Source organism: Microbulbifer maximicatervae (SeqCode), from assembly GCF_052467825.1.
On sequence record NZ_CP174327.1, the window covers coordinates 3,098,976 to 3,117,888 of the forward strand.

Below are 18,913 nucleotides of genomic sequence, written 5' to 3' on the forward strand. Positions count from 1 at the left end.
CCTCTGCCAGTATCAATTCCGATACTGGCAGAGGTGCGGAAAATTAGGCTGCCTCAATTGATGCTATTTGAATTTTCCGCTCTTCGGAAAAAGCTCTATCAAGCTCTTCTGCCTCCCTGAGACGTTTTATTTTATCAAAGAACAATTGGGCTTCAGGAAAAGCCAATTTCAAGTAAGCGAGCCATTGCTTAATACGATTGCCCAGATACTTGGAAGGGTAAACTTCTCGGGTGGTTTGATAGTAACCCCAAAGAATTTCAATAATCTCTTGCCAGCCCATTGCTGTATAGCTCTCACCTGAGCAGTAGGCTTTTATCTGCTTGCCTAAATCTGGCCTGGCTAACAGGCTGCGACCAAACATAAATGCTTCGCATCCGGTTACTTCACGGCAGCGTTGAAATTCCTCAAGTGTCCAAATATCCCCGTTGGCAATGACTGGGATTTCCAGTTTTTGGCGAATTTCACCGATGTATTCCCAGTAGGCTGGGGGTTTATAGCCATCGACTTTGGAGCGAGCGTGTACTGCCAGTTCATTTGCGCCGCCAGCTGCTGCGGCCTGGGCGTTATCCATATAGCTAGAGCGATCATTAAAGCCCAGTCGGATTTTTGCGGTGACAGGGATGTTTTCCGGGACAGCGCGGCGAACCGCTCCTACAATAGCTTCCACTCTGTGAGGGCTTTGCAATAGGCAGGCGCCACCGTCGCTGTTATTCACTGATTTTGCAGGGCAGCCGAAATTGAGATCAATTGCTGTAGCACCGAACTCAACTGCTTTTACTGCATTAATTGCCATTGCATTGGGGTTGCCGCCTAACAGCTGTAATCGTACTGGAATCCCGCTTGGGGTCTTTGCACCTTTGTCGACCTCTGGGCACAAGCGGGTGAATACTCTGCGAGGCAAGCGAGTATTAGTAACACGAACAAACTCTGTAACACAGATATCGACCCCTCCAATGGCGGAGAGCAGGGCACGTACGTGATGGTCGATTACCCCCTCCATTGGTGCCTGGTAAATCGTAGGTTCTGGGGTAGGTGTCTTGTCGGTCATAAGTCAGTTGAGAGGTAAATCATAAATCTAAAGGCGCATATTCTATCAGCAAGTTATTGTAATGGCGCAAAAACGATCATTCTTCAGTATATAAAAGTAGGAGAAATAAACTCAGCCTATTGATGTTTCGCACCAAAATTGGGCGTGGCAATTTAGACCCCTCCGTTGCCCCTGAAACCAATAAGTGTTTGATTTTAAAAGCAACTTGTATTGATAATAGAAAAATATCAGCATTTTGGAACTAACGAATTTTTTCCTGTGTGCCCGCTCTTTTTGGGGGAGGATCAGGTGCAGCGGCGGTTGAAATTACCGGTCTAGGGAATAAGATTCCGATGTGCAGAAATTTGGGACGGCTGGGCTAAGTGAGATTTTCTCGGGCAAGTTTATTGGTTGTACGACATAAATTTGTTTAATTGTGAGCGAAGATTTTACATATGCACAAAATATCAATTGGGGTGTTTCAGCTGTCCTGAATAAATAGGTACGTAAATTCATAGTGTTACGGGGACAGATGAAACCGTCCGGAATGGCTGGTTTTATTGCCTGGTGCCAGGGGGAATAAACAGTGCAAGAAACACTTTTGCAACAGGGGCTAGATATCACCCTGTTTGGTATGGGAATTGTTTTTACTTTTCTGCTATTGCTGGTGATCGGTACCGGTGTTATGTCGAGAATCATCTCCCGCTATTTTCCCGAAGCGGAGCCCGTATCCCACACGCCTTCCCCAAGCGCAGGGAATGATAAGGCCCATTTACATGCGGTGATTAAAGCTGCGATCAAACAGCATCGCAAAAGACGCTAACCACCAATCGCTTCCAAACAATTTCCAATAATTTCTGCCGAGAGAGATAACCCATGACTGAGGTTAAAAAGCCATTGGGGATTACCGATGTAGTCCTGCGCGATGCCCACCAGTCACTGTTCGCTACCCGACTGCGACTGGACGATATGCTGCCGATTGCTGAGAAGCTAGATAAAGTTGGCTTCTGGTCTCTGGAGTCCTGGGGGGGCGCCACTTTCGACTCCTGCATTCGCTATCTCGGCGAAGATCCCTGGGAGCGTATTCGTGAATTGAAGAAAGCTATGCCGAATACGCCTCAACAGATGCTGTTCAGGGGACAGAATATTCTCGGCTACCGCCACTATGCGGATGACGTGGTTGAGAAGTTTGTAGAGCGCGCTGCAGTCAATGGGGTAGACGTGTTCCGCGTGTTCGACGCGATGAACGATATGCGCAACCTGAAAACCGCACTGGCTGCGGTGAAGAAACAAGAGAAGCACGCTCAGGGCACCATCTCCTATACCGTGAGCCCAGTACACACCATGGACTTATGGGTGGATCTGGGGCGCCAGATCGAGGATATGGGAGCGGATTCCATCGCGATCAAGGACATGGCCGGTCTACTGCGCCCCTATGAGGGCTACGAGCTGGTGAAACGTTTGAAGGCCGCCGTGGACATCCCCATCCATATGCAGTGCCACGCTACTACCGGTTTATCTACGGCTACCGCTCTCAAGTGTATCGAGGCGGGTATCGACAACGTGGACACCGCGATCAGCTCTATGTCCATGACCTATGGTCACAGCCCAACCGAAGCGTTGGTGGCCATTTTGGAAGGCACTGAGCGAGACACCGGGCTGGATATTAACCTGCTGGAAGAAATTGCGGCCTACTTCCGTAACGTTCGCAAGAAATACGCGAAGTTTGAGGGTTCCCTGAAGGGGGTGGATTCCCGCATCCTGGTGGCCCAGGTACCCGGTGGCATGCTCACCAATATGGAAAACCAGCTGCGCGAACAAGGCGCTGGAGATCGCCTGGATGATGTACTTGAGGAAATCCCCCGGGTGCGCGAAGACCTGGGCTGTATCCCGCTGGTTACTCCCACGTCCCAGATTGTGGGTACCCAGGCGGTGCTCAATGTTCTGACTGGAGAGCGTTATAAGTCGATCTCTAAAGAGACTGCCGCCGTCTTGAAAGGCGAATACGGTGCGACACCTGCTGAAGTTAATCAGGAGCTGCAGGTCCGGGTCCTGGATGGAGCGAATCCGGTTACCTGTCGTCCGGCAGACCTGTTGGCACCAGAGTTGGACAAGTTAACCCTGGAGCTTCAAGAGAAAGCGGGTGAACAAGATGTGGCCCTGACCGATGGTGAGGGGGAGATCGACGATGTGCTTACCTATGCACTCTTCCCGCAGATTGGCCTGAAGTTCCTGAAGAACCGTGGTAATCCAGAAGCTTTTGAGCCAGTACCTACCGGTAATGAAGGTGCTGCAGTCAAGAACGACAAAGGTGAAGAAGTTTACACCGTGACTGTAGAGGGACAGAGCTACACCGTCACTGTGGCCGATGGTGGTGACTTAACCAATATTGCCCCTGTGTCCGGTGGTACTCCCGCATCTGCAGCTAGTGCACCTTCCGTGCCTGCTACCGGAGGTGAGCCGGTTAATGCGCCTCTCGCTGGAAATATCTTCAAAGTAATGGTGAAGCCTGGGGATCAGGTGAGTGAAGGCCAGGCGGTGTTAGTACTGGAAGCGATGAAGATGGAAACTGTGGTGAGTGCCCCTCGTGCCGGTAACGTCGCCAGTGTGGCAGTAAAAGAAGGCGATTCAGTGGCGGTGGGTGATGCCCTGCTGTCTATTGCATAGCCAAAGGTAGGAGTCACACGTGGATAATCTGATTACTCTTTGGCATTCCTCCGGTGTCGCGCAGATGGCATCGGGCCAGTTCATTATGATTTTAGTGGGCCTGGGCCTGCTGTTTTTGGCCATTCGCAAAAACTTTGAGCCCCTGCTTTTGGTGCCTATCGGTTTCGGCGGAATCCTGGCCAATATTCCCGGTGCTGATTTGGCACTCTCAGCCGCAGAGACAGCCCTTACCCAGGGAGATGGAGCTGTTTTGACGCAAATGGCCCAGATCCTGGGTCTTGATAGTACTTCAGCTTTACCCGCGCTGAAGGAAGCTCTGGCCAGTGCGCCGGCAGCCGTGCAAGTACAAGCAGCTGAGTTTGCCCGGGATGCCGGTTTCAATAACGGTATGCTGTATAACTTCTATTCCGTAGCTATTGCTTCCGGCATTGCGCCGTTGGTAATTTTTATGGGCGTAGGGGCTATGACCGACTTTGGTCCGCTACTCGCCAATCCGCGCACCTTGTTCCTCGGTGCAGCGGCCCAGTTTGGGATCTTTGCCACGGTGCTCGGTGCTGTGGGTCTCTCGGTAGCGGGAATCATGGACTTCTCAATCGCGGATGCCGCTGCGATCGGTATTATCGGTGGAGCAGATGGTCCCACAGCTATCTATGTTTCCAGCCTATTGGCCCCGGACCTGTTGGGGGCTATTGCTGTAGCGGCTTATTCGTATATGGCGCTAGTGCCTATGATTCAGCCGCCGATTATGCGAGCCCTGACCACTGAGCAGGAACGCAAAATTGAAATGGTGCAATTGCGCCATGTGAGCAAGCGGGAAAAAATTGCCTTCCCGATGTTACTGCTGATTTTGGTGGCCCTGTTCCTGCCAGCTGCTGCACCGCTGTTGGGTATGTTCTGCTTTGGTAATTTGATGCGTGAGTGCGGAGTCGTTTCCCGATTGTCAGACACTGCTCAGAATGCGCTGATCAATATCACCACTATTTTCCTGGGACTTTCTGTTGGTTCAAAATTGGCGGCAGACAAATTCCTCGATCCTAAAACCCTGGGTATTTTGGCTTTGGGTATTGTGGCGTTTGCGATCGGCACTGCGGCTGGCGTGTTGATGGCTAAGTTGATCAATGTATTCAGCAAGCACAAGATTAACCCATTGATTGGTTCTGCCGGTGTTTCTGCCGTACCTATGGCCGCGCGGGTGTCCAACAAAGTGGGACTCGAGTCCAATCCTCACAACTTCCTGTTGATGCACGCAATGGGCCCCAACGTAGCCGGTGTTATCGGTTCTGCGGTGGCTGCGGGTGTGATGATCAGTATGGTGCGGAGCCTTACTGGCGGGTAACCAAAATCCATGGCTTTGGAAGAAAGGGCGAACAGTGTTCGCCCTTTTTTGTTGACCTAAAACAAATGCATTTTGTCCGCTTTTGCTGGTTAAAATAGATTCTTCTGATTTAAATAATGTGAAGAGGCAGTCATAGCTGGAGTAGGTATGTTTATCCGGTCAACAGAGCATCTCCATCGATAGAATTCATTTTGAGTTAAGGTTAGTTGCGCTATATTCCTCCCAAAATTTTTACTGGAATAAAAATTCATTAGGAAGTAACCCCAATGCGTAGTTTGCCATTCTTAATTGCCTTTGCTCTTTTCTCCACTAGTGTATTTGCACATGATAATCATCAAACTGCGGAAGAAGTCCGCCAGTTAAAGAAAGAGGTGGTTAAGCTCCGTAAAGAAGTACACTCTGACCACAAACAGGGTGTTGGAGCTGAAAATGTTCGTGACTTAGAAAAAGAAGTGGTTAAGTTACGAAAAAATGTCCATCGGCTTCAGGGCTTGATTTTGGAGTTGCAGGCGAGTATTGAAGCTCAGCCCGAACTGGTACCGCCAGCTCTAGTAGAGGAGCGTCCAAAGTGGGCCTGTTATATGAAGGATCCAGTGGCGGGAGGCATGCATTCAAATGGCTTTAGCCGTATTGAGGCGAAGGGGAAATTACTTGAACTCTGCACCCAACGCAGTGGTTTTTGCTCTGAGTCAAGGGTCAAGTGCTCTGAATAGATGAGCTGTTGAATTGGTTTGTGAGTGTTAGGGGAAATTCAGTTTATGAAGCCTGCTGAATTCCCCAATTCCGCCCACCCAATCAATAGTATCAAAAACTCACATTTAACTGTGTGAAGTGCGCATCAAGCAGCTGAAATAATAAATCGCGCCCTTTGCGATGAAGCGCCTCTGGGGAGCCGTGGATTTTAAAGTGTTCGGGAAATAACTTGGCAACATCCGTTTGTGACCACTCTAGATGAAATTGTAATCCCAACACATTTTTGCCGAATATAAACGCCTGATGAGGGCACAAATCAGATTCAGCCAAGCATCTTGCCCCCTCCGGAATTTCAAAAAAATAACTATGTGCCTGGAACACATTCTCTAAATTAAAATTCAGTGCTGTTGTAGACCTTATAGGTAGCCAGCCTATTTCCTCTTGAGGAAGCTGGCGAATCTCTGCTTCCAATGCATGTGCAAGAATCTGTGCCCCAAGGCAGATGCCCAATATTGGGATCGGAAGTTCAATGCAGTTTTTTACCCATGCAATCTCATTGGCAAGCCAGGGGAGCCTTACGCGCTCACAAACGTTCATCATCCCACCAAGGATAATAACTCCGCTAAAGCCGCTTTGAGGAAGTGGTGACTTCTGGGGGTTAATGATAGAAAGCGGTATTCGCTTCTCTGTAGCCCAGTCATAAATATACCCCGGGCCCTCATTCTCCTCATGTTGGATAATCAGTATCGGTTTGGTCATTTACTGGAAATCCTGACTTTCAAAATACAGCTCTTCCTTATAGTGGATGCCGGCTTTAGTTAGGCTTTTTGGCCAGCTATCTTTCGAAAGCGGTTTTAAACTGCTGCTATAAATGTCGCTGGAAAAATTATGGTCGGTGCTGACCAGCAGTATTTGGTCGAAGCTGGGGGTGGATGCAATTTCATGCACAAGCAAAGTGTAATTTTTAAGGAGTATTAATTGGTAGTGCCCATTTTCTGTTCGGGTAAGGGGGCTGTCTATTAGTCGAGAGGTTACTCGGAAAGCAACAGCTTGCAGCGCAAGTTTTCCTCCTCGTTCAAAATGCCCTGTAAACATTTGGGCGTTAAAGGCATTGAGTTTTCCCTCGCGTAGTTCGCGTAAAGAAAATTCCTCTGGAAGCAATGTAACTAACTCGTTTCGCTTGAGGAGGTTTTGCACCTCCTCCTGGTCATCAGTCTCCAATTCCAAAATAACTTGATGACTGTGTTTTCCGCCATGTAGTGGCATGTGTGTGGCAATAATTTGCCCGCCGACGGCAAACAGGGCCATGCCATGAATGCCGACCGAATTGTCACTTTGTGCTAATGAAGATTGTGTGAAGCATAAGCTTGAGCTGATTGTCAGCGCCAAAAATAGAAGAATATTTTTCATCGGTTTTGTGTAGCTATGACCTTGGATGCAGGGGATTCTAAGAGTACTCTAGTGAATAATCGATTCAAAAATAGAGACATTTGATTCCACTATGGAAATAGAAGCACTTGAGAAGTTCCTAGTGATTGCTGCGACGGAGAACCTGCAGCGCTCCGCAGACAGGCTGGATACGAGCCCAGGCGGATTGAGTAAAACCCTAAAACGGCTGGAGGGAGAGCTGGGTACTCGCCTGTTTGATCGAGTTGGCAAGCAACTGAAAATCAATGAAGCAGGCCGCAGACTGCAAAGTCGGGCGGTTGAGATGGTGGCGATTGCCAGAAGAATTCGTTCTGAAGTTGGCGAGCTAAAGGTAAATCAGGAGTGCCGAATTGCTGCTCCGACCATGCTGCAACTAGCCTGGGGTACATTTATCCACCGCAAGTTTATTACTGAGGAAGCAGGGGGGCGGTTGTCATTCACATCGGCCTATGAAGCCTTGGCATTGAAGATGTTATCCAGAGGGGAGGTAGACCTGGCCCTGATAACCGGAGCGGTTTTGGGGCAGTTGTCATCCACAATGGATGCTCGGCCACTTGGCTCAGTATCAATGTGTATTGCTGCAGGGCCTGATCACTCTTTGATAGTGGAGCAGGGGGTTGAGGTGAAGGCTTCACTGTCAAATATCTTGCAATATCCATTTGCCGCGCCGAGGATATCCCCCTTCTGTGGTGAAGAGCGGGGGATAGGTAGCGATGGCTGGCCAGAAATTAATTATCCTCGCAAGGTGCAGGTCGTTGTAAATGATTATGGGGTTCTTTGCCAGCTAGTAAAAAATAACAGGCTGCTCGCTTTTCTGCCAGAGCCTCTGATAACTGAAATAGGTGGGGTAATCGTTAGGGTGGAGGATGGCGATATAAAATCTAGTGAAGAGCTCTTTGTGGTAGGAAGGAAAACGAATGCCTCCTGGCTAAGTAAATTTGCCGAGTGGGCTTAATGTTTGGATTGGAGCCAGTTAAGCCAGCTTCCGTAGAGGGTATTGCAGCAACTAAACTGCCGAAATATTCGTTTGGTAACTGCCATATTTCCACCTGGTTGGCTTGCCCATCTCCTGATTCATCGCGAACCAGAGCGGGGCGCTCCTCCTCGGGGAGATCATAGAGTCGGTATTGGTGACTGGTTGTTGTTTTCTGATGTAACTGTTCTCCCCGCTCAGTGAGTCGCCAGTTGAGAGGTTGCTCTTTGAGATGTGCACCACAGACTACAATTTTTGCCAGCTTGTCCGGTGTAGCTAATGGCGAGAGCTGCTGTCTTGGTTAGATGTCTCTCCCGGGCGTTCTCCTGTAGCAGCCAATGGGAGATTACAGGCCTGGTGTAAACTATTAGAAAAACTTAGCAGGGACATATCGCAATGTTTCTGGCTAAACAAAGTGACTCCCCAACTAATTCCGGAGCTAAGAAAGCCAACGGGCACTGCGGTCGCAGAATAGTCCAATAAATTCATAAAATTTGTGTAGGTTCCGAGAGTAGAATTTCTTTGAATGGGTTGCTTGGCTATTTGCTGGCGGGTGTAAGCAGTCGGTATAGTGGGAATAATGATAAAATCGACATTCTCCAGTTTTTTATCACAGATTCTCTTTAGTGCTTGTAAGCGGTATTGTCCCAAGAAAGCATCAGCTGCAGTTTTTGTTTCCGCGGAGCTAATAACCTTCCGGATTACCTCAAGCATGGATTTCGGTTTTACACCTTGAGTTGCAATCCAGCGCTCGGCTACCCAGGGACCTTCGTATAGTAGCTTTGCCGCTTCTATAAAAGGATTAAAGTCTACAGTTACAGCCTGTCCGCCCAGCACTTTTAATTTTTTGATAGATTGATTAAAGAGTGCCTGGGTTTCTTTGTTCCCTTGAAAATCAAGTTGCTCAGGTATACCAAAAGAAAAACTGATCTTATTGTTAGGGAAGCTTTCCTGGAAGTACCGCAGCCTATTTGAAGATGGGGTGGTACGGCTATAGATATCGGCTGAATCAAACTTCGCCGTAATATCAAGTAGCCTGGCGGCATCTTGACAATTTAGGGTGAATATTGACACGCAGTCGAGACTTTTACAGGCGGGGACAACCCCTGTAGTGCTCAGCAGTCCCCGAGTGGGTTTGTGGCCTATTAAATTATTGAGTGCCGCAGGTACCCGACCAGAGCCAGCAGTATCTGTTCCCAAAGCGAAACTGACTTGCCCAAGTGCTGTGGCAATAGCTGACCCCGCACTGCTCCCGCCAGAAATATACTCCTGGTTAAAAGAGTTTTTACCTTCTCCGTAAGGGGAGCGAACACCTACTAGGCCGGTGGCGAATTGATCGAGATTGGTTTTGCCGAGCGGCACAGCTCCTGCTTCAATCAATAGCTTTACAACAAATGCGCTTTCGTGAGGGATATAGCTAAAGTCTGGGCAGGCTGCTGTTGTAGGTACTCCAGCAAGATCAATATTATCCTTGATAGCAAAGGGCACTCCGTATAATGGCAGATCGCTGGGCCTTATTCGGTCCAATGCTTCTAGATAGGGCTCTAGCTCTTCTCGCGTTAATAGAGTTATCCAGGCGTTATAATTGGCTTGCTGCAGTGCTTGCTTTAATAGACTGGCAATGAGTTCACGCGGTGTTGTAATACCTTGGGAGTAGGTATTTCTTAGATGGTCTAGCGTTAAATCGTGGGCCATAAAAGGGTTCCGAGAATATCTTCAACTAGGGAGCCTCTGAATAACTCCGCGATACCTCTGGCATGCAGAGCGGTTCACAGTCAAGGCGCGGCTTCGCAGGAATGTCTAGACCTTTCAAGAAGTCGCAACGCGGAGTGTGAATCGCTCTGCAAGCCCCGAAGGGCGGGCCTTGAAGGCCACAGCTGCTGCGTTGCAGCTCTTGCAAAGGGCTACGGCCATTCGCGGCGAGCTGCGCCTAACATCTGCAGCCTTCAAGACCCGCAGAGGCATTACGGAGTTATTCAGAGGCTCCCTAGATACCGAACTGTTATTTATTTCGATGTTTTTATTACTAAGATTATATTTTTTCAAGAATTTTCATCTCACTGTAAACCGCATAATTTTAGATTTAGCAAATACATAATTAGTTTGATGCCCTCTCTGGTGGGCAGGGTGTCCCTGCTGCAATCCAGCCTTTCATTGCTTCAATGAACTTGTCGTGGGGGATATTTACCGGCTGGCGGCTGTCTCCGGGGTGCCATCCCCACAATACCAGTGGGCTGGTACTGACAAACTCCAGTTGACTGGTTGGTGCTCGCCCGCCGTTGTCTTGGGGAGTAGTTAGCAGCTTGCAGATTTGAGCCGAGGATTTTTGTGACCAGTTCAACTCAATGGGTGCCATAACCCACCCTGGAGCTCCAGGCGCACCGGTAACAGGGTTGTTTTTACTTGAATGGCAGTTATTGCAACGCATGGTACCTGCCCCCATATTATCTGGACCGCGCTCCACTCTAGGAACATGGGGAGCCCCTTCATTAATAAGTGGCATCTCCAACTGGTGGCAATTGAGGCAGCGGGGGTGCAGAAGGACCTCTACGATAGTTTCCCAGTCCTGGTGCCCTGGAGTGCTGCTGGCCTCCTCTTGCTGGGATGCACCTCGATGTTGATCGCAACCGGTTAACGTGAGGAGTGCTATGGCACACAAAGCCAATAGGGGGCGAAAGAGAGCTGTGTCTGGCCGCATTTTCATTCGGCTTGCCTTTAAGTTCGATTTTCACTCTCAAACATAATTGGGCCTGAGGACTAGTGATAGTTTCGAGATTGATTGCCGCGTCAAAAGATAGACCTGGCGGGTTCAGTTCTATTGGGTTGTGACCAGTGATTCATATTTGGGGATTAAGGCGCCTTAGTACGTGGTATGATAGGCGCGTTTTACTTGTTTGATTCTTATATAGCGGGCGCGACTTTTAGCGTCTAGGAGAGTGTATGTCCTGGTTAGGGGCGGGGTTAGGTGCAGGCTTTGGTTTTATGTTTGGCGGCCCAATTGGTGCGGCATTGGGAGCCTGGATCGGCAGTTCATTTGGTTCCAGTTTGCAGCAGCGCCTCGGGAAGGCTGCTTCGGCCCTGAGCAGGGATGGAGCCCAGACAATCTTCATCGTGACTCTATTTTCGATGTTGGCAAAAATGGCTAAGGCAGATGGCCTGGTTTCTAAAGCTGAAGTGGAGTTTATAGAGGGCTTTATTAGAAACAACCTCCGTCTGGGCACTGAGGAGCGCAAGCATGCAATCCGTATTTTTGAAAATGCCAAGACTGATAAGTACAGCATTTACGATTACGCAAAACAGTATCGCCAGCTGGTTCGCGATCAAGCAATGCGGGAAATGGTGTATCGCCTATTATTTGCTGTTGCTTATGCCGATGGTGAATTACACAGCGCAGAAGAAGAAATTTTAAAACGCATCACTGTTGATCTTGGGTTGCATGAATCTTTATTTGCGGCAATGCAAAATGAGTTTTTGCACGGGGGTAGGAGTACGGCTGCAAATCTGGAGCAGCATTACGCAGTGTTGGGTTGTACCCCGGAGACTAGCGATAAAGAGCTTAAATTAGCTTATCGCCGAAAAGCAGCAGAGTATCATCCAGATAAAATTGCTTCCAAGGGGTTGCCTGAAGAGTTTATGCGTCATGCGGATGATCAGATGAAAAGTATTACTGTTGCCTATGAAGCGATTGTTGAGGCGAGAAAGCAACAGGCTAAGGTTGTCAGCTAGGTTCTGGAAAGTAGCCTTGCTGTATCGCAAATAAAGGAGTTGATAGATGAGTCTTGCTGAGACAATTAAAGATAAACTGACTGCGGAATTTTCGCCTCAGCATATTGAAGTGCAATGCGAAAGTCATATGCACAATGTGCCCGTTGGCTCTGAAATGCACTTTCGGGTCGTCTTGGTGAGTGAGGCGTTCAATTCGGCAAGAAAAGTGCAGCGCCATCAAAAAGTCTATGCGGCATTGTCTGAAGAAATGGCCGGCCCGATACATGCTCTGGCTCTGCACACTTACAGCCCGGAAGAGTGGGAGGGACAGGCCCCCCAGAGTCCTGAATGCCAGGGTGGTGGAAAAAAGTCGTAATTCAGCGCTTTATTTAAAACAACTCAGACAGGTTCCAGTTCTGGGACCTGTCGCGTTTTTCATGTAAACAGCCATTCAAAAATTTTTAGTTTCTTTTTGCGTCACGAAAGCCCTCATAAGCTTTTGCTGGTTGTAAAAATCAGTGGTGAAATGGCGTCTATTTTTTGTTTATTAATTTAGATCTCTTCATATCTCTCTTGCTCTGGTGGCCGCTAGAATTCCAAGAGGCGCCTATCCATTTTAAAAATCATACTTTGTTCGGGAAAATTAAACGCCAAAAAGCGGTTTAAGTGCCAGAAAACAATAAATACTTTTTTACACGCCAACATTTGTTTGTTTTTTCTACACCTGTTACTTCGTGCGACTAGACTGACCATTGATTGGGCTGATTGCTGTTTGATCTGCTGAATATCAATGGAGTTACCACAAATGAAGATGACGCGTATTCTGATCCCCGTTATGACGCCCCTCGCCTTAGCAATCTCTAGTGTCGCTTCGGCAGGACCGGCTGGCTATGCCCCTCCCCCACCAAAGACCCAGGAGTTTAAGGTTCGAATTGGTGGGGCTTATATCTCGCCTAACTCGGATAATGTCACCTTTGGTGATAGATTCTTTGACTGGCCGGATGATGATTTTTTTGACTGGGGTTCATTCCGTTCCAATGTTGATCCTAGTGATGAGTGGGGCTGGTTTATCAATGTCGAGTGGCGGGCTACTGACCATATGAGTGTATCCCTGAGTTACACCGAGGGTGACCGCCATACAGGAGGAGATAACAGGCCCTGGCTGTATCGCTTCAACGATGATTTTAGAGACAACTTCCGTCGCCGCGATTTTGCCAGATGGAAACCTCAGCTTACCGCTGCCTATCTGAATTACTATCCTCTAGATCCCAGCTGTATGGTTCAGCCTTATATGGGAGTCGGAATCAACTACACCGACTTTACCGATGAGCGCTTGAGGCATTGGGGCTGGTGGGATGATGTTGATGATAATGCAGTATTCCGTCCTTGGGATGGTCGTGTAAACCTGGGCGATAACTGGGGTTATACTTGGCAAATTGGTGTTGACTTTAATTTCGGTCACGATAGTAGCTGGCTAATCAATCTTGCAGCTATTTACTATGATGTTGATACTGATATCGAAGTGGATGCTCGCTGGTTTGATGACGATCTAGGGGAGCGTTATCGCCACAGATTCGGTGGTGATTACCTCTTTGACCCCTGGTCATTCAACATTGGTGTAGGCTACAAGTTTGATTTCCACTGGTAATCAGTCATGCAGCCAAAAAAGGGCGCTTCGGCGTCCTTTTTTATTTAACGCTCATCTGATATTCAGGGGAAGGCGAATAATTTTTCTTGAGTGCTGCAGTTGCCAATTCTTGATTACAAGTGGCGCTTATATTGATCGCAGTTGTATTCTTTAAATTTCTCTCTCAATTTTTTTATCTTGTCCTTCCATTTCTCCATCTGCTCTCCCGATCCGCCATCTTTTCTTTCTTCGCGGAAGTGTTCAATTTTTTGCTGCCACTTTTTACATTTCTTAAATGATGCATCCTGTTGTGCTGCTGCCTGATGGGTAGCGGTCAGCACAGCAACAAGGGCAATGGCGAGACCTGTGGTTTTCATAATGGTTGTTCCAATTATTGCTAAATAAATAATCCCACCCTGTCAATCTAAAGTAAATGAGATGCATTAAAAAATAAGAACTTATTTGTTTTTTTTGTGAGTAAATTAGTGAGGTAAATAAAAGGTTTTGGTGTTAGGTGTGAAAATCGGGGCAGGGGAGTGTTTAAGGAGTGTAGAGGTTGGAGTCCTGAAGCTTTATGCCTGCTAGCAGTTTATATCTGGAGATAGGAAGAAGGCCCGTTTGGTTACGGACCTTCTTATAATGACTTGTTTCAGTAATTACTGATTTGAAGGAAAACTGAACTGAATACCTTCCCTTACACCACTGGTAGGCCAGCGCTGGGTAATGGTTTTGCGCTTGGTGTAAAAACGCACTGAATCGGGGCCGTAGGCGTGAAGGTCGCCAAACAGTGAACGCTTCCAGCCACCGAAACTGTGGTGTGCTACCGGTACCGGCAGAGGTACGTTGATACCGACCATTCCAACTTTAATATTGTCGCTGAAATAGCGTGCGGCCTCACCGTCGCGAGTAAATAGACAGGTGCCGTTACCGTATTCATGAGCATCGATAATATCCATTGCCTCTTGCATGGACTCGACACGCATCACACAGAGTACCGGGCCAAATATCTCCCCGCTGTGAATCGACATTTCCGGAGTAACTCGATCAAACAGGCAGGCACCTAGATAATTACCATTTTCAAAACCGGAAACGGTTTGGTTGCGCCCATCTACAGCCAACTCGGCACCTTCTTCGATACCAGCGGCAATATAACTCTCCACTTTTTGTAAGTGTTGCCGGGTTACCAGTGGCCCCATATCGCTTTGGCTGTCCATACCATCGCCGATTTTCAGATCAGCAATTTGTACTTTGAGCTTCTCAACAAGGGCATCGGCGGTTTCATTACCTACCGCTACAGCGACAGAGATGGCCATACAGCGTTCACCACAGGAACCATAGGCTGCGCCCATCAGAGCAGCGGCAGCGTTGTCCAGGTCGGCATCGGGCATGATGATCGCATGGTTCTTGGCACCACCAAACGCTTGCACTCTTTTGCCATGGGCGGTGCCTGTGGTGTAGACATACTCTGCGATCGGAGTCGATCCCACAAAGCTCACCGCTTGGACACGTTTATCGGTGAGGAGTATATCGACGGCCTCTTTACTGCCGTTAACCACATTCAGTACCCCTGTAGGGATGCCGGCTTCTATACCCAGCTCCGCGATAAACAGTGCGGAGGAGGGTGTGCGTTCGGAGGGTTTTAGTACAAAGGTATTGCCGCAGGCAATTGCCATGGGCCACATCCACAGGGGGACCATAGCGGGGAAGTTAAAGGGGGTTATGCCGGCACAAACACCCAGTGGTTGGAATTCGCTCCAGGAGTCTATTGCCGGCCCGACATTTTTACTGTGCTCGCCCTTTAGCATTTCCGGAGTAGAGCAAACGTACTCGATATTCTCGATGCCTCGCTGTAATTCCCCCATCGCATCGTCAAGGACTTTGCCGTGTTCCAGGGTAATCAGCTCACAAATCTTTGCGGCGTTGTCCTGCAGCAGGTCTCGCAGGCGGTACATAATTCGTACTCGCTTGGCCGTCGGAAGGTTTCGCCAAGCGGGGAAGGCCGCTTCAGCTGCGCTAATGGCCTCTTCAACAGTCGCTTTAGAGGCTAACGAAACCTGGGCGATCACTTCGTTGGTGGAGGGGTTGGTGACCTCTTGGAGTTCGGAGTTACCTGCGGCACCGGTGTCATTAACCATGTTGCCATTAATCAGGTGGCCGATTACTTTCATAGTTCTCTCTCAGTCGGGTTTATCAATTATTGTTCTACTGCTTTGCCCCTTTGTAACACAGCTCTGTGTTTTGGGGAAAAGCTCCCGACTGGTTGGAGTTATTCGTGTTTGGGAAAATCCCTGAGAACCGCCAAAAATGCATCGCCGAAGCGTTCGAGTTTACTGTCTCCAACGCCGGAGACCGCTAATAGCTCGCTGCGTGTTTGTGGGTGGGCTTGTACCATGCCGCGCAGGGTCGCATCGTGGAAGACGACATAAGGCGGCACGCCGCGCTCTTCAGCCAACTGTTTGCGACAGTTGCGCAGGGCTTCCCAAAGCACTTGGTTTTCTGGGCTTAGATCATCCAGGTTGTGATTGTCACGGCTCTGCGAGCGCGCCGCTTTCGGGGGAAGCTTGCGCAGGTTGAGAGTCTCCTCCCGTCGCAGCAGCGGGCGACAAATTTCAGTGAGCCCCAGCCCCTGGAACTCCCCCTCGACCTCCAGATAGCCGCGAACAATCAGCTGTCGCACGACTGCCCGCCATTCGGCTGCGCTCAGGTCTTTGCCGATGCCATGAGTGGAGAGCTGGTCGTGCTCGAATTTGCGGACTTTCTCGTTCTCGGAGCCGCGCAGTACATCGATCACGTGGCTGGCGCCGAAGCGCTGTCCGGTGCGATAGACACAGGAGAGTAGTTTTACCGCTGCCTCACTGGCATCCCAGGTGGCAGGCGGCTCCAGGCAGGTATCACAGTTGCCGCAGGGGTTGTCCAGTGGTTCCGCAAAATAGTCCAGTAGGGCCTGGCGGCGGCAGCTGGTGATTTCACACAGCCCGAGCATGGCATTCAGGCGGCTGCGCTCCTGGCGCTTGTGCTCTTCGCTGCCCTCTGAGGACTCCACCATCTGGCCGATCTTTACCACATCCTCAAGACCGTAGAGGAGTAAAGCAACTGAGGCCCCACCATCGCGGCCCGCGCGGCCCGTTTCCTGATAGTAGGCTTCTATGCTTTTGGGCAGGTCCAGGTGAACAACGAAACGCACATCCGGCTTATCAATCCCCATACCAAATGCAATGGTGGCGACAACAATGACGCCCTCTTCACGCAGGAAGCGGCGCTGGTGCTCGGCGCGGGTCTCGGCGGGTAGTCCGGCGTGATAGGGCAGGGCAGTGAAGCCCTGCTGGCTCAACCATTCCGCAGTGTTCTCCACTTTGGCTCGGGACAGGCAGTAAATAACCCCGGCGTTGCCCTGGTGTCCATTCTGTAAGAATTGCAGCAGTTGGCGGCGCTGGTTGTCCTTGGGCTCAATGCGGTACTGGATATTGGGGCGGTCGAAGCTGCTGACAAAGTGGCGAGCCTCTTCCAAGTCCAAGCGGCGAGCAATTTCTGCACGGGTGCGCTTGTCTGCTGTTGCTGTCAGGGCAATACGGGGTACCCGGGGGAATTGCTCGTGCAGGCAGTTGAGTTGCAGATAGTCGGCGCGAAAGTCGTGCCCCCATTGGGAAACACAGTGGGCTTCATCAATGGCAAACAGCGACAGTTCTACCCGTTGCAGTAATGACAGGGTTCGTGGCTGTAGTAACCGCTCCGGGGCCAGATAGAGGAGATCCAGCTCACCGTGTAATAGCTGGCTTTCGATTGCCTGGATTTCGTCGTAGGCCACTGATGAATTCAAGTAAGCGGCGCGGATGCCGGCTTCCTGAAGAGCTTCTACCTGGTCCTGCATCAGGGCAATCAGGGGGGAGATTACAACTCCACACCCGGGGCGCGCCAGGGCGGGAATCTGGTAGCACAGGGATTTACCACCGCCGGTGGGCATTAATACCAGGGCATCATTGCCGGCTACCAGTGTGTCGATAACTGCTTTTTGAGGATCGCGGAAATCGGTATAGCCAAAAACGTGTTCGAGAATATGTTGTGGGGAATTCATGGGCGGGGAGTATACCTTGTGGCTCGATCGCGCGTGGTATGTTTATTGATGAGTATGCCGCTGAAATTGAATGAAATTGGCGGCTTTACGCCTGTGACATATTTCGCGGGTTATAATCCTACGCCATCACAGCGGCAAGCTAAGGATAGGGCTATGCGCACATTGATTTTGTCAACTGTGTTGTCGTTGACGGTTCCTGCCGGACTTCTGGGGTGCGCCTCCACCTCCCCACATAATCTGGTTCAATCTGTTGTTGCTGACACTCACCTGGGGTGGCAAACAGCACCGGAAAACCAACTGGCATTTTCCCTGGCGACCGCATCGGGTGTTGCCCAGGTTGAGCTACAGCCTTTGCCGGAAGAGTTCACAGTGGTCACTCTTGAGTTACCCGGCATGCAAAAAGTTGAAAATATTCAGTGGGAAAATGAAGAAGGGAAATTCACCACGCTGTATGACGGCGAGGCGAGTTTGGAAGGCGTCAGCCTACAGAGCAGGGGGCACGGCTATCGCTTGCAGTTGCAGTTGTCTGCGATGGACTATCTCCGGGATGGGGGGGTGCTGACCGTTACGGATCAGCGTTAGAAACTCTACTGGTACGCTCAAAGCCCAGTCCTGCAGGGCGAATCAAATAGAGCTGTTTCCAGTACTTTCCAGTTATCCAGAGCCCATTTTTGGCTTTGTCCCAGGCGATCCCATTGGCCACGGTGTCAGGGTGATTTCTGCCGGCCGGATTGAGAGCGCTGAGATCGATAATGCCGCGCACCTGGCCACTCTCCGGATCGATGGCAATAATCTGTTTTTCTTGCCATATATTTGCCCAAATCAGGCCCTGGGCAAATTCCAATTCATTGAGTCTGGACCAATTTTTACCTCCGCCTTGAACTTTGAGGTGTCGCACTACCTCAAAAGTATCGGGATCGCGGAAAACCAGTTCGCCACTGCCATTACTCATAATCAGCTGCTGGCCATTACTGGTGAGGCCCCAGCCTTCGCCTCGATAGTGCATGACCTTCAAATGTTGGAGCTTGTCTGCGTGGTAGACATGGACCTCTCCCGCCTTGTAGGTCAGCAGGTAAAGTTTATCGTGGAGAACTGTGAGCCCTTCGGCGAAACGATTCCTGGCCAGCCATTTGCGTCTTACTGGATTGGCGCCAGGATCGGTATACTCGGCGAGCCAGGAGCGGCGGTAGCGACCACTGCTCTCCCACCAGCGTTGACCATCGTAGAAAAGCCCCTGGGTGAAATGGTCCCCTCCACGCTGGCGCTCTTCCAGGATGGAAAAAGGGATTGTCTGGAGTTGTGTCTCTGCAGCTGCACTTTGCAGCCACGGGGCGTAAAGCAATAACAGTATCCAGCTGTTCACGAGAAGTCGGTTCATCAATAGC

The 18,913-nt window shown here is 49.8% G+C and carries 19 protein-coding genes; 9 read left to right on the forward strand and 10 right to left on the reverse strand.

What is annotated here, in order from left to right; all coding sequences use genetic code 11:
- Nucleotides 1-43 precede the first annotated feature (43 nt).
- Nucleotides 44-1,048, reverse strand: a complete 1,005-nt coding sequence (locus ACJJII_RS13780) for a tRNA dihydrouridine synthase (RefSeq protein WP_444896593.1) — start codon at nucleotides 1,046-1,048, stop codon at nucleotides 44-46.
- A gap of 565 nt (nucleotides 1,049-1,613) precedes the next feature.
- Between ACJJII_RS13780 and ACJJII_RS13785 the strand changes: the two genes are divergently transcribed.
- From ACJJII_RS13785 to ACJJII_RS13800, 4 genes are all read left to right on the forward strand, one after another.
- A complete protein-coding gene (locus ACJJII_RS13785; protein WP_444916601.1) occupies nucleotides 1,614-1,850 on the forward strand; it encodes an OadG family protein in 237 nt (78 codons plus the stop codon).
- 53 nt (nucleotides 1,851-1,903) lie between these two features.
- Nucleotides 1,904-3,694: a sodium-extruding oxaloacetate decarboxylase subunit alpha gene (gene oadA, locus ACJJII_RS13790; protein ID WP_444916602.1), complete on the forward strand. Its 1,791-nt coding sequence runs from the start codon at nucleotides 1,904-1,906 to the stop codon at nucleotides 3,692-3,694.
- A gap of 19 nt (nucleotides 3,695-3,713) precedes the next feature.
- The gene (locus ACJJII_RS13795; RefSeq protein WP_444916603.1) at nucleotides 3,714-5,030 is read left to right on the forward strand and encodes a sodium ion-translocating decarboxylase subunit beta; all 1,317 of its coding nucleotides are present in this window, start codon (nucleotides 3,714-3,716) and stop codon (nucleotides 5,028-5,030) included.
- Nucleotides 5,031-5,296: 266 nt separating this feature from the next.
- Nucleotides 5,297-5,743 carry a hypothetical protein gene (locus tag ACJJII_RS13800; protein WP_444916604.1) on the forward strand — a complete coding sequence of 149 codons (447 nt, stop codon included), beginning with the start codon at nucleotides 5,297-5,299 and terminating at the stop codon, nucleotides 5,741-5,743.
- A gap of 91 nt (nucleotides 5,744-5,834) precedes the next feature.
- Here the strand turns inward: ACJJII_RS13800 and ACJJII_RS13805 are convergent, their stop codons facing one another.
- A complete protein-coding gene (locus ACJJII_RS13805; RefSeq protein ID WP_444916605.1) occupies nucleotides 5,835-6,482 on the reverse strand; it encodes a type 1 glutamine amidotransferase in 648 nt (215 codons plus the stop codon).
- A complete protein-coding gene (locus ACJJII_RS13810) occupies nucleotides 6,483-7,133 on the reverse strand; it encodes a hypothetical protein (RefSeq protein ID WP_444916606.1) in 651 nt (216 codons plus the stop codon).
- Nucleotides 7,134-7,224: 91 nt separating this feature from the next.
- On the opposite strand from ACJJII_RS13810, the gene ACJJII_RS13815 reads away from it, so the two are divergent.
- Entirely contained in the window at nucleotides 7,225-8,106 is an 882-nt protein-coding gene (locus ACJJII_RS13815) for a LysR family transcriptional regulator (protein ID WP_444916607.1), read from the forward strand.
- Here ACJJII_RS13815 and ACJJII_RS13820 read toward each other — a convergent pair.
- From ACJJII_RS13820 to ACJJII_RS13830, 3 genes are all read right to left on the reverse strand, one after another.
- Nucleotides 8,033-8,386 (reverse strand): allophanate hydrolase-related protein, encoded by a 354-nt coding sequence (locus ACJJII_RS13820; RefSeq protein ID WP_413665855.1) that lies wholly within the window; start codon nucleotides 8,384-8,386, stop codon nucleotides 8,033-8,035. The genes ACJJII_RS13815 and ACJJII_RS13820 overlap by 74 nt on opposite strands.
- A 14-nt stretch (nucleotides 8,387-8,400) precedes the next feature.
- Nucleotides 8,401-9,819 (reverse strand): allophanate hydrolase, encoded by a 1,419-nt coding sequence (atzF, locus tag ACJJII_RS13825; protein ID WP_444916608.1) that lies wholly within the window; start codon nucleotides 9,817-9,819, stop codon nucleotides 8,401-8,403.
- A 403-nt stretch (nucleotides 9,820-10,222) separates the two neighbouring features.
- Entirely contained in the window at nucleotides 10,223-10,828 is a 606-nt protein-coding gene (locus tag ACJJII_RS13830; protein ID WP_413665045.1) for a hypothetical protein, read from the reverse strand.
- A gap of 236 nt (nucleotides 10,829-11,064) precedes the next feature.
- On the opposite strand from ACJJII_RS13830, the gene djlA reads away from it, so the two are divergent.
- The 3 genes from djlA to ACJJII_RS13845 all read left to right on the forward strand — a co-directional run bounded on the left by djlA (nucleotide 11,065) and on the right by ACJJII_RS13845 (nucleotide 13,477).
- The gene (gene djlA / locus ACJJII_RS13835) at nucleotides 11,065-11,850 is read left to right on the forward strand and encodes a co-chaperone DjlA (RefSeq protein WP_444916609.1); all 786 of its coding nucleotides are present in this window, start codon (nucleotides 11,065-11,067) and stop codon (nucleotides 11,848-11,850) included.
- A 46-nt stretch (nucleotides 11,851-11,896) separates the two neighbouring features.
- Nucleotides 11,897-12,205, forward strand: coding sequence for a BolA family protein (locus ACJJII_RS13840; RefSeq protein ID WP_282933570.1), 309 nt, complete (start codon nucleotides 11,897-11,899; stop codon nucleotides 12,203-12,205).
- A gap of 429 nt (nucleotides 12,206-12,634) precedes the next feature.
- A complete protein-coding gene (locus ACJJII_RS13845; protein WP_444916610.1) occupies nucleotides 12,635-13,477 on the forward strand; it encodes an OmpW/AlkL family protein in 843 nt (280 codons plus the stop codon).
- A gap of 113 nt (nucleotides 13,478-13,590) precedes the next feature.
- Here the strand turns inward: ACJJII_RS13845 and ACJJII_RS13850 are convergent, their stop codons facing one another.
- The 3 genes from ACJJII_RS13850 to recQ all read right to left on the reverse strand — a co-directional run bounded on the left by ACJJII_RS13850 (nucleotide 13,591) and on the right by recQ (nucleotide 17,528).
- Nucleotides 13,591-13,833, reverse strand: a complete 243-nt coding sequence (locus tag ACJJII_RS13850; protein ID WP_444916611.1) for a hypothetical protein — start codon at nucleotides 13,831-13,833, stop codon at nucleotides 13,591-13,593.
- A gap of 279 nt (nucleotides 13,834-14,112) precedes the next feature.
- Nucleotides 14,113-15,624, reverse strand: coding sequence for a CoA-acylating methylmalonate-semialdehyde dehydrogenase (locus tag ACJJII_RS13855; protein WP_444916612.1), 1,512 nt, complete (start codon nucleotides 15,622-15,624; stop codon nucleotides 14,113-14,115).
- Nucleotides 15,625-15,722: 98 nt separating this feature from the next.
- Entirely contained in the window at nucleotides 15,723-17,528 is a 1,806-nt protein-coding gene (gene recQ / locus ACJJII_RS13860) for a DNA helicase RecQ (protein WP_444916613.1), read from the reverse strand.
- 153 nt (nucleotides 17,529-17,681) lie between these two features.
- On the opposite strand from recQ, the gene ACJJII_RS13865 reads away from it, so the two are divergent.
- Complete coding sequence (locus tag ACJJII_RS13865; protein ID WP_157953964.1) at nucleotides 17,682-18,110, forward strand: hypothetical protein; 429 nt, start codon at nucleotides 17,682-17,684, stop codon at nucleotides 18,108-18,110.
- On the opposite strand, the gene ACJJII_RS13870 is transcribed toward ACJJII_RS13865, so the two are convergent.
- On the reverse strand, nucleotides 18,094-18,906 hold the full coding sequence (locus tag ACJJII_RS13870; RefSeq protein WP_444896609.1) for a glutaminyl-peptide cyclotransferase: 813 nt from the start codon (nucleotides 18,904-18,906) through the stop codon (nucleotides 18,094-18,096). The genes ACJJII_RS13865 and ACJJII_RS13870 overlap by 17 nt on opposite strands.
- Nucleotides 18,907-18,913 lie beyond the last annotated feature (7 nt).

Excerpts from the sequence above, each read along its gene's own strand:
- ACJJII_RS13780 (WP_444896593.1), bottom strand. The coding sequence starts at position 1,048 with ATGACCGACAAGACACCTACCCCAGAACCTACGATTTACCAGGCACCA.
- oadA (WP_444916602.1), top strand. The coding sequence starts at position 1,904 with ATGACTGAGGTTAAAAAGCCATTGGGGATTACCGATGTAGTCCTGCGC.
- ACJJII_RS13800 (WP_444916604.1), top strand. The coding sequence starts at position 5,297 with ATGCGTAGTTTGCCATTCTTAATTGCCTTTGCTCTTTTCTCCACTAGT.
- ACJJII_RS13805 (WP_444916605.1), bottom strand. The coding sequence starts at position 6,482 with ATGACCAAACCGATACTGATTATCCAACATGAGGAGAATGAGGGCCCG.
- ACJJII_RS13810 (WP_444916606.1), bottom strand. The coding sequence starts at position 7,133 with ATGAAAAATATTCTTCTATTTTTGGCGCTGACAATCAGCTCAAGCTTA.
- ACJJII_RS13815 (WP_444916607.1), top strand. The coding sequence starts at position 7,225 with ATGGAAATAGAAGCACTTGAGAAGTTCCTAGTGATTGCTGCGACGGAG.
- atzF (WP_444916608.1), bottom strand. The coding sequence starts at position 9,819 with ATGGCCCACGATTTAACGCTAGACCATCTAAGAAATACCTACTCCCAA.
- ACJJII_RS13830 (WP_413665045.1), bottom strand. The coding sequence starts at position 10,828 with ATGAAAATGCGGCCAGACACAGCTCTCTTTCGCCCCCTATTGGCTTTG.
- djlA (WP_444916609.1), top strand. The coding sequence starts at position 11,065 with ATGTCCTGGTTAGGGGCGGGGTTAGGTGCAGGCTTTGGTTTTATGTTT.
- ACJJII_RS13840 (WP_282933570.1), top strand. The coding sequence starts at position 11,897 with ATGAGTCTTGCTGAGACAATTAAAGATAAACTGACTGCGGAATTTTCG.
- ACJJII_RS13845 (WP_444916610.1), top strand. The coding sequence starts at position 12,635 with ATGAAGATGACGCGTATTCTGATCCCCGTTATGACGCCCCTCGCCTTA.
- ACJJII_RS13850 (WP_444916611.1), bottom strand. The coding sequence starts at position 13,833 with ATGAAAACCACAGGTCTCGCCATTGCCCTTGTTGCTGTGCTGACCGCT.
- ACJJII_RS13855 (WP_444916612.1), bottom strand. The coding sequence starts at position 15,624 with ATGAAAGTAATCGGCCACCTGATTAATGGCAACATGGTTAATGACACC.
- recQ (WP_444916613.1), bottom strand. The coding sequence starts at position 17,528 with ATGAATTCCCCACAACATATTCTCGAACACGTTTTTGGCTATACCGAT.
- ACJJII_RS13865 (WP_157953964.1), top strand. The coding sequence starts at position 17,682 with ATGCGCACATTGATTTTGTCAACTGTGTTGTCGTTGACGGTTCCTGCC.
- ACJJII_RS13870 (WP_444896609.1), bottom strand. The coding sequence starts at position 18,906 with ATGAACCGACTTCTCGTGAACAGCTGGATACTGTTATTGCTTTACGCC.